General features: G+C 45.0%; 21 protein-coding genes. 15 read left to right on the top strand and 6 right to left on the bottom strand.

The annotated features are described in order from the left end of the window. Nucleotides 1-52 precede the first annotated feature (52 nt). Nucleotides 53-496, bottom strand: a complete 444-nt coding sequence (locus KNQ09_RS10695; RefSeq protein WP_214858360.1) for a hypothetical protein — start codon at nt 494-496, stop codon at nt 53-55. A 238-nt stretch (nt 497-734) separates the two neighbouring features. Here KNQ09_RS10695 and KNQ09_RS10690 point away from each other — a divergent pair, with 238 nt between their 5' ends. Continuing rightward, the gene (locus KNQ09_RS10690; RefSeq protein ID WP_214858358.1) at nt 735-1553 is read left to right on the top strand and encodes a tyrosine-type recombinase/integrase; all 819 of its coding nucleotides are present in this window, start codon (nt 735-737) and stop codon (nt 1551-1553) included. Here KNQ09_RS10690 and KNQ09_RS10685 read toward each other — a convergent pair. Both KNQ09_RS10685 and KNQ09_RS10680 read right to left on the bottom strand, forming a co-directional pair. After that, nucleotides 1534-2367, bottom strand: a complete 834-nt coding sequence (locus KNQ09_RS10685; protein WP_214858357.1) for a tyrosine-type recombinase/integrase — start codon at nt 2365-2367, stop codon at nt 1534-1536. The two genes, KNQ09_RS10690 and KNQ09_RS10685, sit on opposite strands and share 20 nt — an antisense overlap. After that, nucleotides 2364-2798, bottom strand: a complete 435-nt coding sequence (locus KNQ09_RS10680; RefSeq protein ID WP_029342674.1) for a sigma factor — start codon at nt 2796-2798, stop codon at nt 2364-2366. The genes KNQ09_RS10685 and KNQ09_RS10680 overlap by 4 nt, the downstream gene beginning before the upstream one ends. Before the next feature lie 366 nt (nt 2799-3164). Here KNQ09_RS10680 and KNQ09_RS10675 point away from each other — a divergent pair, with 366 nt between their 5' ends. The 5 genes from KNQ09_RS10675 to KNQ09_RS10655 all read left to right on the top strand — a co-directional run bounded on the left by KNQ09_RS10675 (nt 3165) and on the right by KNQ09_RS10655 (nt 7729). Beyond that, on the top strand, nt 3165-3725 hold the full coding sequence (locus KNQ09_RS10675; protein WP_064299294.1) for a hypothetical protein: 561 nt from the start codon (nt 3165-3167) through the stop codon (nt 3723-3725). A 286-nt stretch (nt 3726-4011) separates the two neighbouring features. After that, entirely contained in the window at nt 4012-4437 is a 426-nt protein-coding gene (locus tag KNQ09_RS10670) for a hypothetical protein (RefSeq protein ID WP_064299295.1), read from the top strand. A 70-nt stretch (nt 4438-4507) separates the two neighbouring features. Further along, nucleotides 4508-5962 carry a hypothetical protein gene (locus tag KNQ09_RS10665; protein ID WP_064299296.1) on the top strand — a complete coding sequence of 485 codons (1455 nt, stop codon included), beginning with the start codon at nt 4508-4510 and terminating at the stop codon, nt 5960-5962. 4 nt (nt 5963-5966) lie between these two features. Further along, a complete protein-coding gene (locus KNQ09_RS10660) occupies nt 5967-6617 on the top strand; it encodes an ATP-binding cassette domain-containing protein (RefSeq protein WP_064299297.1) in 651 nt (216 codons plus the stop codon). 35 nt (nt 6618-6652) lie between these two features. Continuing rightward, nucleotides 6653-7729 (top strand): hypothetical protein, encoded by a 1077-nt coding sequence (locus KNQ09_RS10655; RefSeq protein WP_251138128.1) that lies wholly within the window; start codon nt 6653-6655, stop codon nt 7727-7729. Nucleotides 7730-7852: 123 nt separating this feature from the next. On the opposite strand, the gene KNQ09_RS10650 is transcribed toward KNQ09_RS10655, so the two are convergent. Next, nucleotides 7853-8017, bottom strand: a complete 165-nt coding sequence (locus KNQ09_RS10650; RefSeq protein WP_214858355.1) for a hypothetical protein — start codon at nt 8015-8017, stop codon at nt 7853-7855. A 46-nt stretch (nt 8018-8063) separates the two neighbouring features. Between KNQ09_RS10650 and KNQ09_RS10645 the strand changes: the two genes are divergently transcribed. The 5 genes from KNQ09_RS10645 (at nt 8064) to uhpT (ending at nt 13420) form a co-directional block, all read left to right on the top strand. Further along, complete coding sequence (locus tag KNQ09_RS10645) at nt 8064-8735, top strand: response regulator transcription factor (RefSeq protein WP_149427868.1); 672 nt, start codon at nt 8064-8066, stop codon at nt 8733-8735. Next, entirely contained in the window at nt 8732-10117 is a 1386-nt protein-coding gene (locus tag KNQ09_RS10640) for a sensor histidine kinase (RefSeq protein WP_214858353.1), read from the top strand. The genes KNQ09_RS10645 and KNQ09_RS10640 overlap by 4 nt, the downstream gene beginning before the upstream one ends. A 95-nt stretch (nt 10118-10212) precedes the next feature. Beyond that, nucleotides 10213-10989, top strand: a complete 777-nt coding sequence (locus KNQ09_RS10635) for a DUF3919 family protein (RefSeq protein WP_214858351.1) — start codon at nt 10213-10215, stop codon at nt 10987-10989. Further along, nucleotides 10986-11975: an ABC transporter substrate-binding protein gene (locus tag KNQ09_RS10630; protein WP_214858348.1), complete on the top strand. Its 990-nt coding sequence runs from the start codon at nt 10986-10988 to the stop codon at nt 11973-11975. The genes KNQ09_RS10635 and KNQ09_RS10630 overlap by 4 nt, the downstream gene beginning before the upstream one ends. A gap of 35 nt (nt 11976-12010) precedes the next feature. After that, nucleotides 12011-13420 (top strand): hexose-6-phosphate:phosphate antiporter, encoded by a 1410-nt coding sequence (gene uhpT / locus KNQ09_RS10625; RefSeq protein ID WP_214858347.1) that lies wholly within the window; start codon nt 12011-12013, stop codon nt 13418-13420. A gap of 42 nt (nt 13421-13462) precedes the next feature. On the opposite strand, the gene KNQ09_RS10620 is transcribed toward uhpT, so the two are convergent. Further along, complete coding sequence (locus tag KNQ09_RS10620) at nt 13463-13909, bottom strand: hypothetical protein (protein WP_214858346.1); 447 nt, start codon at nt 13907-13909, stop codon at nt 13463-13465. Between the two features lie 204 nt (nt 13910-14113). Between KNQ09_RS10620 and KNQ09_RS10615 the strand changes: the two genes are divergently transcribed. From KNQ09_RS10615 to KNQ09_RS17460, 4 genes are all read left to right on the top strand, one after another. Continuing rightward, entirely contained in the window at nt 14114-15640 is a 1527-nt protein-coding gene (locus KNQ09_RS10615; protein ID WP_214858345.1) for an FAD-dependent oxidoreductase, read from the top strand. Nucleotides 15641-15877: 237 nt separating this feature from the next. Continuing rightward, on the top strand, nt 15878-16897 hold the full coding sequence (gene desA / locus KNQ09_RS10610) for a Delta(5) desaturase DesA (protein ID WP_149427860.1): 1020 nt from the start codon (nt 15878-15880) through the stop codon (nt 16895-16897). 157 nt (nt 16898-17054) lie between these two features. Continuing rightward, nucleotides 17055-17423: a VanZ family protein gene (locus KNQ09_RS10605; RefSeq protein ID WP_251138127.1), complete on the top strand. Its 369-nt coding sequence runs from the start codon at nt 17055-17057 to the stop codon at nt 17421-17423. Then, the gene (locus KNQ09_RS17460) at nt 17424-17567 is read left to right on the top strand and encodes a VanZ family protein (protein ID WP_251138126.1); all 144 of its coding nucleotides are present in this window, start codon (nt 17424-17426) and stop codon (nt 17565-17567) included. A gap of 53 nt (nt 17568-17620) precedes the next feature. Here the strand turns inward: KNQ09_RS17460 and KNQ09_RS10600 are convergent, their stop codons facing one another. Further along, nucleotides 17621-17815: a hypothetical protein gene (locus tag KNQ09_RS10600; protein WP_214858344.1), complete on the bottom strand. Its 195-nt coding sequence runs from the start codon at nt 17813-17815 to the stop codon at nt 17621-17623. Between the last annotated feature and the right edge of the window lie 273 nt (nt 17816-18088).

Here is an 18088-nt window from a genome sequence, read left to right as displayed (position 1 = left end):
ACATTTTTTTCAAATAACATCTGACGGGTGAGGAAAAATCAAAGCTTATCGACTATAGATGGAGACCGACGAAGATTTTATGATCCATTAATTTCGTATACTGGAGCGTATGGAAAAACGGATTTCCGAAGTCGCATGGTTGAAGATGGACATGAATCATGTGATAGCTGTAAGACAAGTTTGGGTTTGCCTTTAGCAGATTCAAAATCGTCTGTTCTTGAGACGCTGGGCTGATGTCATAGATATGAAACGAGATGATGTTATGACGGATGCGAAACGGGGCAATCGTGAGGGTGAACGGTTTATGATGGGCAAATCGATGTTCTGTTGAGACGGTCGATCCGGTAATCACGAGCTCATGTGGCGTGATGCGTAGTTTCGGGTGCCAAAAATCTTTAAATTCGGTTGCGATGATGTCGCGCAAGTCTTCTTCCGTCACATACGTCGTGACGAGAATATCTGATGGATTGCCAAGATAGTCGTTATCCATATTCATATGTAATCTCCTTTATCGATTAGTGGAGGGAATCAATGTACTGTTGTTCAGGGTAAAGAAAGGTATGTGTTCTCTCCTGCTCTACAGAACATCGATTCAATATGATTGTAACTTTTTTCCTTATTTTTGTTTTTCGTGCATTGATTGTTTAGGGAAAGCGATTCTTGATATTTCATCGAAAATCAATCGTGTACTCCACAGGCTGTCATGTCAGTCCCTATAAAAGGAGGAACCAGCTATGACCCACTATGACTATCTCGATCAGTATTTATTGACCGACTACTCGCGGTCAGCCCATACGATCAAGGCATACCGGAGTGATCTTCGGCAAATGCGCTTGCATCAGATTGATTGGTCAGTCGCGTCCTTACGACGCTACTTTCACTGGATGAAAGCACATTATAAGCCGTCGACGATCCTGCGACGGTATCATGTTTTACACCGGCTCGGAAACGTCCTCGTCGAGCGACGACGAATCAAAAAGAACCCGATGGTCGAGATCCGTCCGATCGTCCATCAACGTCTCCAAGATGAGACCTATCATGATAGTGAAGAGTTAATCCCGGTGATTCGACAGATTCAAGATCCAACCTATCGCCTCTTCTTCGAGGTGCTCAGTCAAACGGGCCTCCGCTTTATGGAGGCCCGTTTGTTGACGGTGCAGGATTTTGATTTAGCGAAGAATGAACTGTACGTGCGTCACGGGAAAGGCGGTCGAACACGGATCGTTCCAATCGGGGAGACCCTTTGCGACAAGATCGTTCTGTTTCTAGCAGGTCGCACGACCGGCTATTTGTTTCAGTCCGTCACGGGACGGGTGATCAATGAACATGCGGCAAGGAAGGCGCTTCGCGAGGTCGGATTTACGTCCTTGAAGCGTCACGTCCGTCCGCATATGTTACGGATTGCCTATGCAACCTATCTCTATCAGCAGGCAGGGTTAAAGTTACTTGATATAAAGCGTTTGCTTGGTCACGCCAGCATCTCAACGACGGAAGGATACATCCGTAGCCAGACCAATCACGTCCGGGACGTTCTTAATCGTCTGTCCGCTTGAGACGATTGACCGACGTATGGGCAATGTCGTGCGACGGTAGGACGTAGTGCTGAGTCGTCCGAACATCGCTGTGACCGAGTAATCGCATGATCGTTAGAATGTCCGTCTGATGCACGTGATAAAGTGTCGTCGCGAACGTGACTCGGATGTCATGCGGTCGCAAAATCCGTCCGAGACATCGTTCACTTGCTTCTTTTAAGACACGGCGAAACTTTGCCGGATTGACCGGCCGTCCGCTGTCTTCACAAAACAGCGGCAGGACATCAGGACGAATCGTCTCGATGTAACGATTCAGGACATCGCGCAACACATGATGCAGTGGAACTTGACGGGATTGATCGCCTTTACCACTTCGGACGAGCAACTGATCGCGCGCAAAGTCGACATCTGCGAGCTGTAAGTCACGGGCTTCCGAAAACCGCAGTCCCGTGTGCAAAAGAAGAAAGCTAAAGGCATAGACGGTCTCATCACGAATCGTCTCGAGGACACGGTGGACGTCGTCGTACGTGAAGGAAAGTCGTCGGTAGGGTGCAGGAATCGGTTTTTTGACGCGAGCCAACGGATTTGTCGGGAGTGAACGTTCCGCGACCAGTTGATCGAACAGGATGGAGAGCGCATGTAGTCGTCGAGCGGCAGTTGCTGGAGCATAAGTGTCGCGTAGGAACTTACCATAGCGTTGGAGCGACGGGACGTCGATTCGTTCGACGTGACGACAGAGATGCCGTACGTCGGAGCGGTAGGCTTTTTTCGTCAAGGGACGATAGTCCGCCTGTTCGATGATCGCGAGTAAGCGTTCTTGATAGTAAGTCATCATCCGAGGAGGAACTGGACTTTCTGTCGAAGTTCCGACTTCAATGAACGGAGTCGCGCTGGTGAGTAACCGAGCGTCTCTTCCGTGCCGTGCATCAAGGCTTCGAGAAACGTGTACTCTTTATTCGACAAATCCCGTTTGAGTTCACTGAGGAGATAATGAAAGGAGACGTTCGGTGTCCGAGGAAGCTCCGGCATCGTCTCGACCGCGACTTCAGTCGCAAGCGTCCGGTTGCGGGTCGCTAAGTAGTCGAGCATCGCTCCTTTTGCCCGAATCCGGGCGAAGGTGACGGTCATGACCTTTCCTTCTTCGATTGATTTCCAAAGTCGGAGGAGGGCTGCTTGCCGGCATTCATCATGTTCATTCGGGTGGATCGAGAGGCGGGACAGGAGGGAGTTGACGAGGGGAATCCAGTTACGTAGTAAGTCGTTCATGAGTATCCGTTTCTTCAGATATGCATATCTGTTATGTATTCCGCGGTAGTTTTAGTATAAGTAGAGTTATCCGCTGGGCGCAACGCTCTATTTCTTCAATCATGCCAACGGTTTCTTTAACTTTCGATGAGCGTAAGCCGTGTGATTTTCCATCCTTCCGTCCATTCGCTTCAGATAAACCCGCATTCTAGCGCGATCACTTTCAGGATAACTCTACTTATCCGCTGGGGTGTTCGGGATAATCGGACATCAAATTCCAGAAAATAAATTTCAAAAATAGATTGATGTTTTTTGAAATAGAATGATGAAATGAAAATGGATAAATGTTACAGTAAGCGTAATCCGTGACAAAGGAGGAATCGTCAAATGAAATGGATGAAAGGGCTCGTCGTGCTCGTCATGATGTTGGTTTTGCTCGTCCCAACTTCGATTGATGCCAAAACCATGTCAAACGCCAAGTACTTAAAGAAACAATTCGCAGCAGCGGAAAAAGGAACATTGCTGGATGCGAAAGCAAAACTGTATGATCGCTTCACCATCAAAGGAAAAGACGCCAGTTATGGGGTCGACGAAACGGACTGCTGTGTGTTCGGGAAGTTGAAAGGAAAGAATCTGTACTCGGATTTTCGTTTTAGCGCGAAGTATCCGGAGCATGTCGGTGTCTTGATGACGTTACCGAAGCTCGACGATCGGAAGATCAAGTTAAGTGAGGTCAAGAAAGCACTCGGTAAACCGGATGAGCATGAGAAGCTGAAAAAAGGCGAAGTTCCGACGAAGATGATTTTCCTGATCAAAAAAGAAAAGTATCTCAACTTCAAGCAAGAAGGTACCTACTATTATAACGTCAGCAAAAAAGCACTGCTTTGGTTCGACTACGATACAAAAGGATATGTCCGCGCAATTGGTGTTTCTGCGACGGATCGATGATATTTATGTTAGACATACGAGAGGGTTCCGGTATTGTGCCGGAATCCTCTTTTTCATTTTTATATAGTCATCGTTTATCAGCAGGATTGGTTGTGAGTAGGGTCGCAAAAAACATTTCAAAATATTATATAAAAATAAATAAATTATAAAAGTTAATAATAGTGATAGAAAAATGAAAAATGGAAGTTTTTTCTAATTTACACTTTATTATTTGAAAAGTTATGATAGGATTTTTTTTATGGAAGATTAAGTGTAAAAGAGAATGAAAAATTAGGAGGAAATGTAAATGAAAAAAGTACTTACGTTAACAGCAATATCAACACTCTCTTGTACGCTTGCTTTTGCACCACAAGCAGATGCGTATAGAGCTACCAAAACTTTAAATAGTGTCACGGCAAAAGCAGACTTACCTTATTTCTCTGATTTTAATAATTGCGGAAATTATAAAGCGTACAGCTCTACGACACGGAAGGACTTTAAAAAATTACAACATCACGTCACGTTTAATGCAACGGGAGGTAGTGTTTCTTTCGGTGGTGTCGGTGTTAGCGGTAGTGGAACAAGTCCAGGATATTCAAAGTCAACAAAAAGTAAAACATATTATAGTTCGGGAAATGTATGCGGTAGTGGATTTATCATGTATTTAGGAATGTCAACAACTACACATGTGGAGCATAGCAACCGAACGTATACAGCTACTGCAAAAATTTAATCATTCACACATAATCTAATCATTCCTTTTACACCAACCTTCCGCATTATGAACAGGAGATCGATATCATATGAAAAAATTAACCTTTCTTTGTATCAGTTTTTTATTCATATTAGCTGGTTGTAGTCAAGGTGAAGCGTTCCTCAATCGAGATATACATAATTCAAACTTAATAAAAACAGCCTCGTCTTATCTAAAGTCATCAGATGGAGGATCTGTCTTTGAAGTCGATAGTCAGTTCAGTGAATCATCAGCCATAAAAAATAACAGCACCTATCGTTTTGTTGATAAGAAATCACAGAACTATTCGATTCAAAAATGTAATAAAAAAATTAATAAATTTTATTGTGACTTGATCGTTATGCAACTTAAAGGTGAAGCTACATTGAATCGGAAACAAATATCAAAAATCGATTCATTTTTTGATCTCTATTTTTTGTATGAAACTATTGATTCAATCAAAGAAGCAGGGATGAATCAAGATATAAAAGAGCATCTACATCAAATGAGAAAACCCGTTCAAAGCGATCAAATCGAATATTTATATTTTTCACTTCTTTCGCTTGAACTTGATTCTAATAAAAGCACTTCTCCGACAAAAGAATCGATAAAAACAATCATTGACGAATACTCTAATCAAGACTTGATGGATCCGAATCAGCCAATCTTATTGTATGCAGCATTAAAATTAAACGATATTCATAAATGGGGAATAAAGGTAGATGATCTTCAATCGCTCTATCAAAATGAGCAAAATCAGATTACACTACTTTTTTGTGATGAAATCACATACTGGACTCAATTAAATATTGCTGAGATGGTTATGAAAAGGGAAGAAAAAGAGGCATTCGTAAACTTATTAAATCAAAATAAGCCATATACTAGCTTTTATCATTCCTTAGACAGTATTCGAAATCTATATCTGATGTCTAACTTATTCGCTAGTAACCAATTGAAGCATCCGGAACAATATATCGAAGTGATTAATTCGCGTCTAGATAGTCTCTTAGAAAGTGAAAAAAAGACACAGCAAAATCTTTATTACATATCCTTTATAGATCGAATCTTTAAAAATGAGAACCGAGATTTAAGTGCGTTTCCAGATATTAATTGTGAAACATTACATAATCTATCGGAACGATACTATTGTGGAAAAAACCAAGATGATAAAGCACTTTTTAAGAAGGAAACACTTTTGCAAGAAAATGAATTATTAACAAAGTTGTTGATTTATGATAGCTTAACATTGACCTCTTCGCAAAAAAAGGAAGTGACGTCATTATTACCAAATGTTTTGAAATATGACGGTAAAGATGATTATGTCGTTTTGAATTTGTATAGCAGTTTGGCCATGGAGTATGAACTCAAGGTGGATGTAGAGGAAATCAAAAACCATCTAAAGAAGAAGGAATGCGGTCTTGGTTACTGTGAGAAAGCGGGAAACTATTCATTCGAAACGAGTGTCTATTTAAATAATGTTTTAAATATTTTAGAGGGTGACAAAATTGCTAGGAGGTTTCGATAAATCGATGATATCAATAAACGTAAATGACATAAGTTTCAGCTATGGAAGTCAAAAGATTCTAGATGACTTCTCTTTAGAAATACAAAAGCCAGGCATTTATTCACTCTTTGGTAAAAGTGGTTGTGGTAAGACGACTTTAATTAATATCTTGTCGTTGATACAGGCTCCTACGCATGGAGAAGTAGTATTGTTCGACCAAACGCTAGATTTTTCAAATAAAGGAAAGATTGATGAGGCACGTAAACAAATCGCTTATTTCTTTCAAGATTTAAATCTCATTGAAGCATTAACCGTACGTGAAAACCTTGAAATCATATCGTTAATTAATCATCAAAACATCGATGAAGAAAGATTAAAGCGATACAGTGAAAAAATCGGGATGTCGAAGAAGCTGGATGTCCCTGTCAATCATCTTTCAGGAGGAGAACGGCAACGGGCTGCTTTCTTAAAAGTCATGATTTTTGAATACAAATTGATTTTGTTAGATGAACCAACAAATAATCTAGACAAGGAAAACATTGAAATGATCATGAATTTACTAAAAGAAATTAAATCCGATAAAATCATCTTAATCGTTACGCATTCTAATTATGTGGTTAGTCAATCAGATCAAACATTTAATTTCACTGAATTGAATAGAGGAATTGCAGTATGAAAATGACCGTTTTTCATTATATGAAGAAGAAGTATATGAAACAGTTGAAAAAATTAACTACTTTAAATTTTCTGCTCATCATTTTACTGTTGTTTTCTGTCTTTACAATCTTTATCTCAACAGAAAATATTCGAAATAACATTTTAAATAATGAGCGACTTTCAATGGTACTCATCAACGGTTACACTAAAACCGGTGAATTTACATATGATACAGAAAAGATAAAGAAGATGGATCATGTTAAAGATTTATCGTACGAATATGAGATCCCATTATCGTATTCAGATGGTAATGGGGATCAGGATTTCATGAACTGTCTGACGCTGAGTCCTACGACGCGAGATGCCATCAATTATCATAAATCGGTTAAAGGGAACGAAATCATACTACCTGACTCTTTTAAAGGAAGTAAGTTGAAGTTCACTGATATGAAGAACAAGCCGTTGTCCTTAAAACAATCCTACTATAAAGGGTCAGGTATTTTCTTTTTAAAGGATAAATGCTATTTAGCGCCTCAAACTAGCGCAAAATTGGCAGAGGAAATAAGTAAATCAGATAACTACTCAAGTACGAAGTCGCTATTAGTCAACATCACGAAAACAGAGTATATCTATGATTTCGTACAAGATTTTAATAGCATGTTTGATGAAGAAAAAGCATATGTATATTATCAGGCGGAAGGATTAGAAGAGCTGGTAACGGGTTCAAAAATGTCGATGTATCTGTTGATCCTCTTCCAAGTAGTGTTGCTTGCTATCGTCTTTGTATTCTATAGAAATAGCTTGAATGCACTGATCAAGACGTTAAACAGAGACTTGTTATCGTTGTATATCAACGGATTATCAAGTAAAGAAATTACTCGACAATTTTACTCCACCATCGAATCCATGAATAAAAAAATATATATGTACTCCTATGCTCTGATTGCATTATTTGCAGTAGGGATGTGGAAATACACGGGGATGCAGCCACTGCTGATAATGGTCGCCGGATTAGTCGTTCTATTGTCACTCTTGATCATGTTGAACAAACGATTCGTGAAGCTATTGATTACTCGGAAAATGAAGAAAGAGTTATCTAACGACAACATCGTCTCCCAGTTGAGAAACTGAAGTTGTTCCACATACCGTAAGAGATAGAGTAGTTTAATATTTTATTTTGTAATGGAATAAGAAGGTTTTTTGATACCCTTTGGTCATTTAATGATCAAGGGGTATTTTTTTATGCTGATACGATCATTGAGGATGGATGTCATCAAAATTCGATTCTGTAGCTAAAGTTCTTTTGTCATAATCTGATAAGAATAAATCTCGAATCGCTTCAAATGACAGATTCATCGTCTGTAATACTGTTTGTTGTTTTTGCATTTGTTCTCTCGGTGTGATTGCAAACGATTTCATGATACGCTAGGGAACAGAAAAACTTGTTCAGAAAGAAGGAATTCCCATGCATATTCTTGTCATCGATGATGAGGCGAGCATCCGGCATCTCGTCAAATTGCAACTCGAACTTGATGGTCAGACGGTCGAGACGGCAGCCGATGGAGCAGCAGCACTCGCCTTGCAGGCGACGCAGACATTTGATTTGATCGTCCTCGATTTGATGCTACCGGATACGACCGGTTTCGATTTGATTCCAAAACTTCGACAGACGACGCCTGACTTACCGATCTTGATGCTGACAGCGCGTGATCAGATGAACGATAAAATTATCGGGCTGCAGCTCGGAGCAGATGACTATATGACGAAGCCGTTTAACGGAACGGAACTCGTCTTGCGTGTCAAAAATCTATTGAAACGCACGAAGACGGTCGCGCCACCGGTACCTGTCGCAAGTGATCCATTCTTATCTGTTGATCCCGAAGAACGGGTCATTCGACTCGACGGTCAGCCATTGCCACTGACGTACCGGGAGTATGCATTGCTCGCACTCTTCCTGACGCATCCGAAACGGGTCTTCGAGCGAGATGAACTGCTCGAACAAGTCTGGGGCTTTGACTTCTCCGGTCAGACCCGCGCTGTCGATATCATGGTCCAGCGCTTACGGAAGAAACTCGGAGCACAAGGCGAACGGATCAAGACGATTTACGGTGTCGGCTACAAGTGGGTCGACGCATGAAACTACGCCAGGTCATCACGGAAAACTTCGTCTTGCTCCTCGTTCCGGCATTGCTCGTCCTCTTCTTGATTCTCTATGCCTTCATCCAATCGAACCTATACGAGAACGCCGTCGAGTCCGTCCAAAAACTGAGTCGGGAAGCGGAGCTCTACACGATGAACTACCTCGCAAGTGAAGAGACGGATTCACTTGCCGATACGGCAGTCCCGATCGCTTCCTATCTCGCAGACCGATTCGACGCGCGTGTCCAGCTGTTTGGACCAAACGCAGAACTACTCGCTGATTCGGAACGCGATCAATTGCCGCTCCTCGCGGGAGACATCGATCAAGCGTTAAAAGGGAAGTCGAGTTATCTCTTTCTGAAAGAAACCGATGTTCCGGTGCTGTTTTTCTCGAGTCCGCTGTATGGCAAAACGGACGTCATCGGCTCGGTCCGTTTTCTTGTTGATCTGCGGACGGAAGCCGAACTGCTGCGGCAATTCACTTATGTCTTCACGGGCGTGTTTCTGATCTTGATCGTAATTGCCGTTTGGACAGCGCGTCGGATGGCAAAGACGTTAATCGGACCGATCGATGATTTACGGAGTGTCTCGCACGCCTTGACGAAAGGGCACTATGCAAACGCGCTACCGGCCTATCCATATGAGGAACTGAATCGACTAGCGGCAGACTTCTCGACGCTTGCTGACGCAATTCAGCACAACATCGGACAGCTCGAACAACAACGAAGCGACCAACAGACGTTCATCGATCACATCACTCATGAACTTCGGACACCGATGACGGCGATCATGGGCTATGTCGAGTTGATCCCCAAGCTACCCCCAGATGAAGCGGCGCATTGTTATCACTACATCGAAGTCGAGAGCCAGCGCTTGTTACGACTCGTCTCGCATAATCTCGAACAGGCGAAACAACAGCGCAACGAACGTCACGTGACGTCGACGATGTTCGCGCTCGACGCCTTGCTTGCCGACGCCTTATTCATCATGCAATTGCGTCTTGAAGGACAAGGGATTCAAGTTGAACAAGATGTTCCACCGATCTACGTGCTTGGGCAACCCGATCAGACGAAACAAGTCTTGTTGAATCTTCTCGAGAATGCCGTCAAATACAGTGACGCGATGACGGTGACGTTTTCGACCGTCAGTACAGCTACGACCCTACGACTCCTCATGACAGATGACGGAATTGGTGTTGATCCAGCAGTGCTTGCCGAATGGGAGAAGGAGCAGCATAGTCTGACGACGGCGAGTGGGAATGGACTCGGTCTACCGCTCTGCCGACGTCTGATGCAGGAACAAGGTGGCGATTTTGCACTTGAAAGTGATGTAAGCGGCACACGTATCACATTAACTTTCCGATTAGCGAATCAGACTTAATGTAATCGCTTACAAATGATGCATTTACGAAACAATTCGACCGGATTTACGAAACAATTGCCCCGTAATCTAAGAATCAAGCAAGGAGAGGAATCATGAAAGCATCGACTATCGCTTATCTCTTCCTGATGGGCATCTTGTTTGCCCTCGGTCTTCTTTTGCTTCAGCAGACGGTCTTCGGACGCTTACACGTCCTTGATGGACCGAAACGACTGAATGCTTCCGATGACTCGCTCCCGACCGAGTTGACGTTACGTCACCGGGCATGGGGGGAGCAGACGGTAGAAGACGGAACGGAAGTCCAGCGCATCACGACGCTATTGAAGCAAATGAAGACGGTGACAAACGGGACTTGTCCGGCGGGTACGGCGACGTTTACCGGAACGCTCCGTTTCTTGAACGGAACGACATGGACGTTCTCGCTCGGAGAAAGTATGACGCTGAATGGAAAATGTGTCGCACAACGTCCTAGCACTCAGACGACGACATTAAAAGCACGCTTCTTGAACGCCTATCACGAACCAGAACAGCTCGCGCGTCAGTTCGCTGAGGGGGAAGTCGTAACCGTTTATGCAGCAGGACGGTCTCGTTCTTTGACTGCACATGAGCGAGAAGACGTCAAGCGTCGCCTGACGCAAGCGGAGCCGATGACGGACTATGAAGAAGTCGGTCAAGCACTCGATGCGAGTCAGCGGCAGCCGCGCATTCTCAAGCTCCAGCGGTTCAAGAATGAGCAGAATACGCGTGCCAACTTAATGAATATTACTGTGTATGAGACATTGTTCAGCGTCCAGTACATGGATGATGACAATGGAAACACCTTCTATTTAAAAGGACAACTCCTGCCGACCGGGAAGGAGGCAGATCGATGAGAAAAGGAATGCTCTTCTTGCTGAGTATCATTTGTCTCATGAGCATTTGGGTCGTCCGCAACAATGAACAGACGAAGCAGGGAACAGCTGCACGGGAAACCGTTCCGCATTTGACGGCGTATGTCTCCGCGAAAGAGGATATCGGTCGCGCCTTGCTATCATCGTATTGTGAGCAGGCGGGGTGTACGTATGAGTTCGTGCGTCTCTCGACAGAAGAACTCGTCCGGCGTGTGACGAAGGAAGCGGATCATCCGCGCGCCGACGTCATCATCGGCGGAACGTGGGATGCTCACCAGACGCTCAAGCAACGCGGGTTGTCGACACCGTTCCCGAGCGACATGGATCAAGCGGAACTACAGGATCCGGATCGCTACTGGATCGGCTACGAAGTCGAACGCCTCGCGATCGTCATCAATACGGACGTCTGGAACAACCGATTCGGGGCGGCACCATATCCGAAGACGCTCGCTGACTTGACGGCGAAGCAGTATCAGGACGCGTTGATTTTGCCGGATCCGAACCATTCCGGTACCGGTGCGACGATCCTGCAAGCGGTCTTTGACGGATACGGAACGAAGGCGGAAGATGTCTTACGCGAGCTCATCGAGCGAACACGACTATTCACGGCGAACGGCTTTGCACCGACGTCGTATGTCGCCAGTGGGGAAGCGATGCTTGGGGTTAATTTCATCGGGGATCAACAATCGCTACGCGAAAAGTATTATCCGGTCAAAAGCATTCCACTCGATACGTACTCGATCAACGCGATCTCAAAGCTGAAAGGACGGACGCAACAAAAGCAGGCGAATGCCTTCATGCGTTTCGTGCTCTCAGCTGACGGTCAGGCGATTTTGCGGAAGGTCTCATTCGGTACGCCGACCTATGCGATCGCGAAGACACAACCGATCCAGCAGAACGTCGGGCAGGACATTGTCGCCGATTACCGCGACTATCTTCGTCGATTCAATCAGCTCCAGGACAAATGATGCGAAGACTCTGATTCAGATAGGGGAAATGGAAGATGGGCTTCTTCAGCATCAAAAAATTGCCGAATGCCGGCATACCAATCGAAGTACAACGGAAACAATGGTTACAACAATTCTTAAAGGCATTCTTAGTCGTCTTCTTCTCATATATGGCGATGTATCTCATCCGGAACAACTTCAAGGCAGCGCAACCGCTCTTGAAGGAAGAACTAGGTTTTACGACGACGGAACTCGGTTATATCGGCTTCGCCTTCTCGATTACATACGGAATCGGGAAAACATTGCTCGGTTATTTCGTCGACGGAAAAAATACGAAACGTGTCATCTCATTCTTATTGATTCTCTCGTCCTTAATCGTCACCGCGATGGGACTCTTGATGAGTGCCGGCGGAAGTCCAGTCGGTTTATTGATGGTTTTATGGGGACTCAGTGGGTTCTTCCAATCGGTCGGGGGACCATCGTCGTATTCGACAATCGCTCGCTGGACACCGTTTGAAAAACGTGGACGCTACCTCGGCTTCTGGAACGTTTCGCACAACATCGGTGGAGCAATTGCCGGTGGTCTCGCACTATGGGGAGCGAACGTCTTCTTCAACGGAAGTGTCGTCGGAATGTTCATCTTCCCAGCTGCGATCGCACTCGTCATTGGGATTGTCGGTCTGTTCATCGGGAAGGATGATCCGGAGGAACTCGGGTGGAATCGAAGTGAAGAAATCTTCGAGGAACCGATTGAACCGGAAAACATCGCTGCTGAAAGTATGACGAAATGGCAAATCTTCAAAACGTACGTCATCTCGAACCCCTGGATCTGGACGCTCTGTATCGCGAACGTCTTCGTTTACATCGTCCGAATTGGGATTGATAACTGGGCACCACTCTACGTCACGGAACACTTGCACTTCAGCACAGAGAGTGCCGTCAATACGATCTTCTTCTTTGAGATCGGCGCATTATGCGGCAGTATGATTTGGGGTTACGTGTCCGATTTACTCAAGGGACGCCGGGCGTTCGTCGCAGCGATTTGTCTCTTACTGACGGCTATCGCGGTTCTCGGTTATCGTTACGGTACGAGTGAACTTATGATTTATGCGTCACTGTTCGCACTTGGTGCGCTCATCTACGGACCACAGCTCTTGATCGGTGTCTCCGTCATCAGCTTCGCACCAAAACAAGCGACGACGGTCACGAACGGGATGGTCGGTACGTTCGGTTACTTGTTCGGTGATTCAATCGCAAAAGTCGGTCTAGCGAAAATCGCTGACCCGGAGACGAACGGTCTAACGATTGGTTCGGTTACGTTACACGGCTGGAGCGACACATTTGTCATCTTCAATGCGGCGTTACTGTTCGGTTTGATCGCCCTCGCGATCGTCGCCGTCGTCGAAGAGAAAAAGATTCGTCGCCTCGGATTGCTAGAGCGTCAAGCGGATAAGTTGAGTTCGTAACAAACATGAGTACCCTCGCCTAATGTAGGAGAGGGTGCTCTATTAATGAGACAAATAAGCAAGTAGAAAACCTTCTTCCAGTTTAACGTGACGAATCGAACGGTAACGGGCATGACGGAAAGGAAAATAGAAGGAAAAATCGACAGTCAGAAGTCGATTTGCATAACGCAGATAAGGTGGACGAATGAGGTAGGTTTCATTAAAGGATTCGGTATCATGAGGACAGACATCAAAGACTTCGAACGTGATGGTGCGTTTATCGACTACCCGCAATTGGAGCGTCAATTCGACCGGTAAGTCACGCTCTAGACCATAACGTGTCAACGGTACAGCGGCTTGAAGGTGAAGGTGAGTCGGTCGAATCGTGACGCAGATATCTGTCAGTTCTGGAATTTCCTTTGTCAGCACACTTACAAGATCGTATTCATCAATACTTGCTGCAAGCGTAAAACGACGGAAGGTCTCAATTATATGGCGCCCCAGTTTCATGAAGTAAACTCCTCTCTTATGCTTGTTAACTGTAGTATAAACAATGATGAACCTAATTATTCCATATTATTTTTTATTAAAGTAAATTAATTCCTTTGAATTAGAGCTTCTTTTTAAAAAAATATGATTTATGCATGTTTTTGCGTCGTTCAGGGAACGATTAACCATGTCAATCTGTCGTATTTTTTCGAAAGGAGTTTTTTGATGCCTTACTTATCTGGATTTCCATCATCTTATTGGAAACAAAGCGCACCTGCTACTACCTATCCCGCTTTGAATCAAGATGCTAAGCATGATGTTGTCGTCATTGGGGCTGGTATTGCTGGACTTGTTACGGCAATGCAATTGACGGAACGGGGATATGATGTCGCCGTGATCGAAGCAGGTGACGTTGCTGCCGGTACGACGGGTTATACGACAGCTAAAGTTTCCTCACAACACGGTTTGATCTACGACACGCTGATTCGAACCGTCGGTGAGGAGTCAGCGCGACTGTATTATGAAGCGAACGAGGAAGCGATCACTTTTTTACGTCATCAGGTGGAACGACTCGACATTGCCTGCGAACTCGAAACACAAGACGCTTATCTCTACGCTGCAACATCAAAAGAGCAAGCGATGGAACGGGAAGTTCGTGCCTATGAACGGTTGAGATTAAACGGTGGCGAGGCGACGGAAGAAGTCCGAAGTAAGTTGCCGTACGATGTCAAACGAGCTGTCGTCCTGCGCAATCAAGCGCAGTTCCATCCTGTGAAATATCTTCAAGGACTTGCGCAACAAATCGTCCACCAAGGTGGGAAAGTGTATGAACAGACACGTGCCGTATCGCTCGAATCAAATCGAACGCCAACTGTCATCCTTGAGAACGGTCACCGGATCGAGGCGAAGAAGGTCGTCATCGCGACCCATTTTCCGTTTCATGACTTCAAGGGCTTATACTTCTCAAAACTCGAAGTCCATCGCTCGTATATCGTGTCGGGTCAGGTCGATGAGACGTTTCCGGACGGTATGTTCATGAGTGCCGATCAACCGAGTCGTTCTCTGCGTCACACGCGAACAGAAGATGGTCGTCTGCTTGGTCTGTTCGGTGGTGAGAATCATTTGTCCGGTCACGAGACGGAGACGATGCAACGCTATGAGCACCTTGCTGACTTTGCGAGAAGTGAGTTTCATGTCGAGGCGTTCGAGCAGTTTTGGTCAGCGCAAGACTTGATCACACTCGATAAGATTCCCTATATCGGACAGATGACGGCGGATGATCCGAACGTATTTGTTGCGACCGGCTTTGCGAAGTGGGGGATGACGAACGGTATCGCAGCCGGATTGTTGCTGAGCGATTTATTGACGGGAACAGCTAACCGTTATCGTCATTTGTTTGACCCAAACCGTTCGAAGCTAAAGACGAAGGACGCAACGCAGTTCGTCAAGAACAACGCGGACGTCGCCATCGAGCTCGTCAAAGGGAAGCTGACGAAAGCACGTCGTCGTGCTGACGAGTTACAGCCAGACGAGGGAGGACTCGTTACCCATCACGGGAAGACGGTCGGTGGATATCGCGATTTGGAAGGGAACCTTCATCTCGTCTCGACGACCTGTACCCATATGGGATGTGATACGAAATGGAATGAGGCGGAACGATCATGGGATTGTCCGTGTCATGGTTCACGATTTGGTCCGACAGGAAAGGTGCTAGAAGGACCAGCTGTCAATCCACTTAAATCAATCGAGTAAGCAGAGGCATTTTTGTCTCTGCTTTTTTTTATTTTAAAAATAATCCGAAGTCGATTTATAATATGTGCTATAATTACCTGGTAACAAAAATATTTTAGCGCTAAACAATTAGAGTGCCGCTTTTGAATCGTGTTGTAGAGGCACCGTCACGACCACCGCTCACTGGTTTCATATTTTAGTTTCACTATTTTACTTAGCGTCGTGAACGCTGAAACAACCCGAGGAGGAAGCACCACTATGAGTAAAGAAAAGATTGCCCAGCTGCGCAAACATGTGTCGCCGTTTGAAAAGGCGGACATCAAAGCCAGCGTCCGGCAGATGATCAACACGATCCTGCCATTTCTCGTCCTATGGTTTCTGGCATATCAGGCCCTGAAGCTATCTGTGTTTCTCGCGATTCCTTTGGCGATCCTTGCCGCTGGATTCGTCGTCCGGATGTTCATCATCTTCCATGACTGTACGCACGGTTCATTCTTCAAGAATAAGAAAGCGAATGCGATCGTCGGAACGATCACTGGTATTTTGACGTTATTCCCGTATGAGAAATGGAAGCGAGAGCATTCAATCCACCATGCATCAAGTGGAAATCTTGATAAGCGCGGTGTCGGTGACATCTGGGTCATGACGATTGAGGAATACATCGAAGCGTCACGCTTCACACGCCTCAAGTATCGTCTGTACCGGAATCCACTCGTCATGTTCGGTCTTGGACCGCTCTTGTTGATTCTCGTCTCGAGCCGCTTCAATCGGAAGGATGCTCGCAAAAAAGAACGCATCAACACACATGTCATCAATGCGTCGCTGATCGTCCTGTACGGTATCCTGATTTACTTCATCGGCTGGCAAGCCTTCTTGATCATCCAAGGAACGACGATGTTCACAGCAGGCGTCCTTGGAATCTGGTTATTCTACGTTCAACATACGTTCGAAGACTCGTACTTCGAGGATGAGAGTGAATGGGATTACGTCAAGGCGGCAATCGAAGGTAGTTCGTATTACGAGTTGCCGAAGGTCTTGCAATGGGTGACAGGAAACATCGGCTTCCACCACGTCCACCATCTCAGCCCACGTGTCCCGAACTATCATCTCGAAAAAGCACATGTCTCGACACCACCACTTCAGAAGGCGACGAAGATCGGTTTATTCTCGAGCCTGAAGTCGCTTCGCTATAAACTATACGATGCGAAGAACAGAACGTTCGTGACGTTCCACGACATCAAACACCTCTTACGCGAACCAAAGACGTCATCGTTGTAAGGAACTGCACCTCGTCCACTTGGATGGGGTGTTTTTTGTTGTGGTGGAAGCAAAAGAGGGAATCAACAGGTAACGAGAGTAAGATAAGTCCGCCTTTTGGCGTATGTTCACGATGAGCATCCATGATAGGATGTACTAATAGAAAGGAGAGTGCAGGATGCGCCGGATACCCATTTCCGTTTATATAGGAGTAGCCATCTTACTTTCCTTATTCGTCTTCAGTTCGATGACGTACCAGCAACAATCCTTGATTCCGTTTTTGACGCAGCATATTCCACTCGACTGGGTGTATGCATTTTCCTTCGTGTCGTTCCATTACGAAGTTCCGATCAGTGTCACGTCGCTTGGACCTGCAGCGTTCCTTGAGTTTTTCATTCGAAAGGGGATGCACGCTGGATTGTTCTTCATTCTTGGAATCAGCATCGTGCATTTCTTACGTGGACGAGGATACACAGCATTACCAGTTGCCTTCTTTGCCTTTACGGCAGCGATGACGATTGGTGTCATGGATGAGTTCCATCAGTAATTGACGGGTGGACGAACCCCACTCGTCGGTGATGTATTGATCGATGGAAGTGGTGCATTGATTGGCATCGTATTGTACACAGCTATTCGTCTTTACTTAAAAGCTGATCGAATCGTACGGGAGCAAGAACAAAAGCATGCATGAAAATAACCCATCGTCTCAATCATCATGACTGAGGCGATGGGTTATTTTAGCGATTAGAACCGTTGTACCCATTCAATCTTATACTGAGTACGTCCGAATTCTTTTCTTAACATGTTGTCTGCTTTCTTTCGTGCTGCCGTGTGATCGCCTGCCCGGATGTTGAGTCGATCCGTATCAACGATCTCATCTCCGCGTAATACTTGATACTGGACGGTATAGTCCTTTTTCATTAAATTAAATAAACCCAAGAAAACCACTCCCATATTCTTCTTCCTGTTAGTTATTATATGGTATTACAAATTTTTCTGCAATCTAAAAAAGCGACTTTTGTCCTACCTGTTAATAAAATGTTAGTGGTCCTAATGGCAGATTGTTTTATTGTGTGAATTGCGTATAAATGCTGAAAAACCAACAAAAACCGCACTAAAATAGAATATATGAAATTTTATTACATATATAATGAATATTCAGGAAAAAATATTGCGTTATCAACAGATTGACGAAAATATAAGTTATCTGAA

The sequence above is a fragment of the Exiguobacterium sp. s191 genome, from assembly GCF_018618955.1.
In the GTDB taxonomy this organism is placed as follows: domain Bacteria; phylum Bacillota; class Bacilli; order Exiguobacteriales; family Exiguobacteriaceae; genus Exiguobacterium_A; species Exiguobacterium_A abrahamii.
This window is presented reverse-complemented; position numbering and strand designations above follow the sequence as displayed.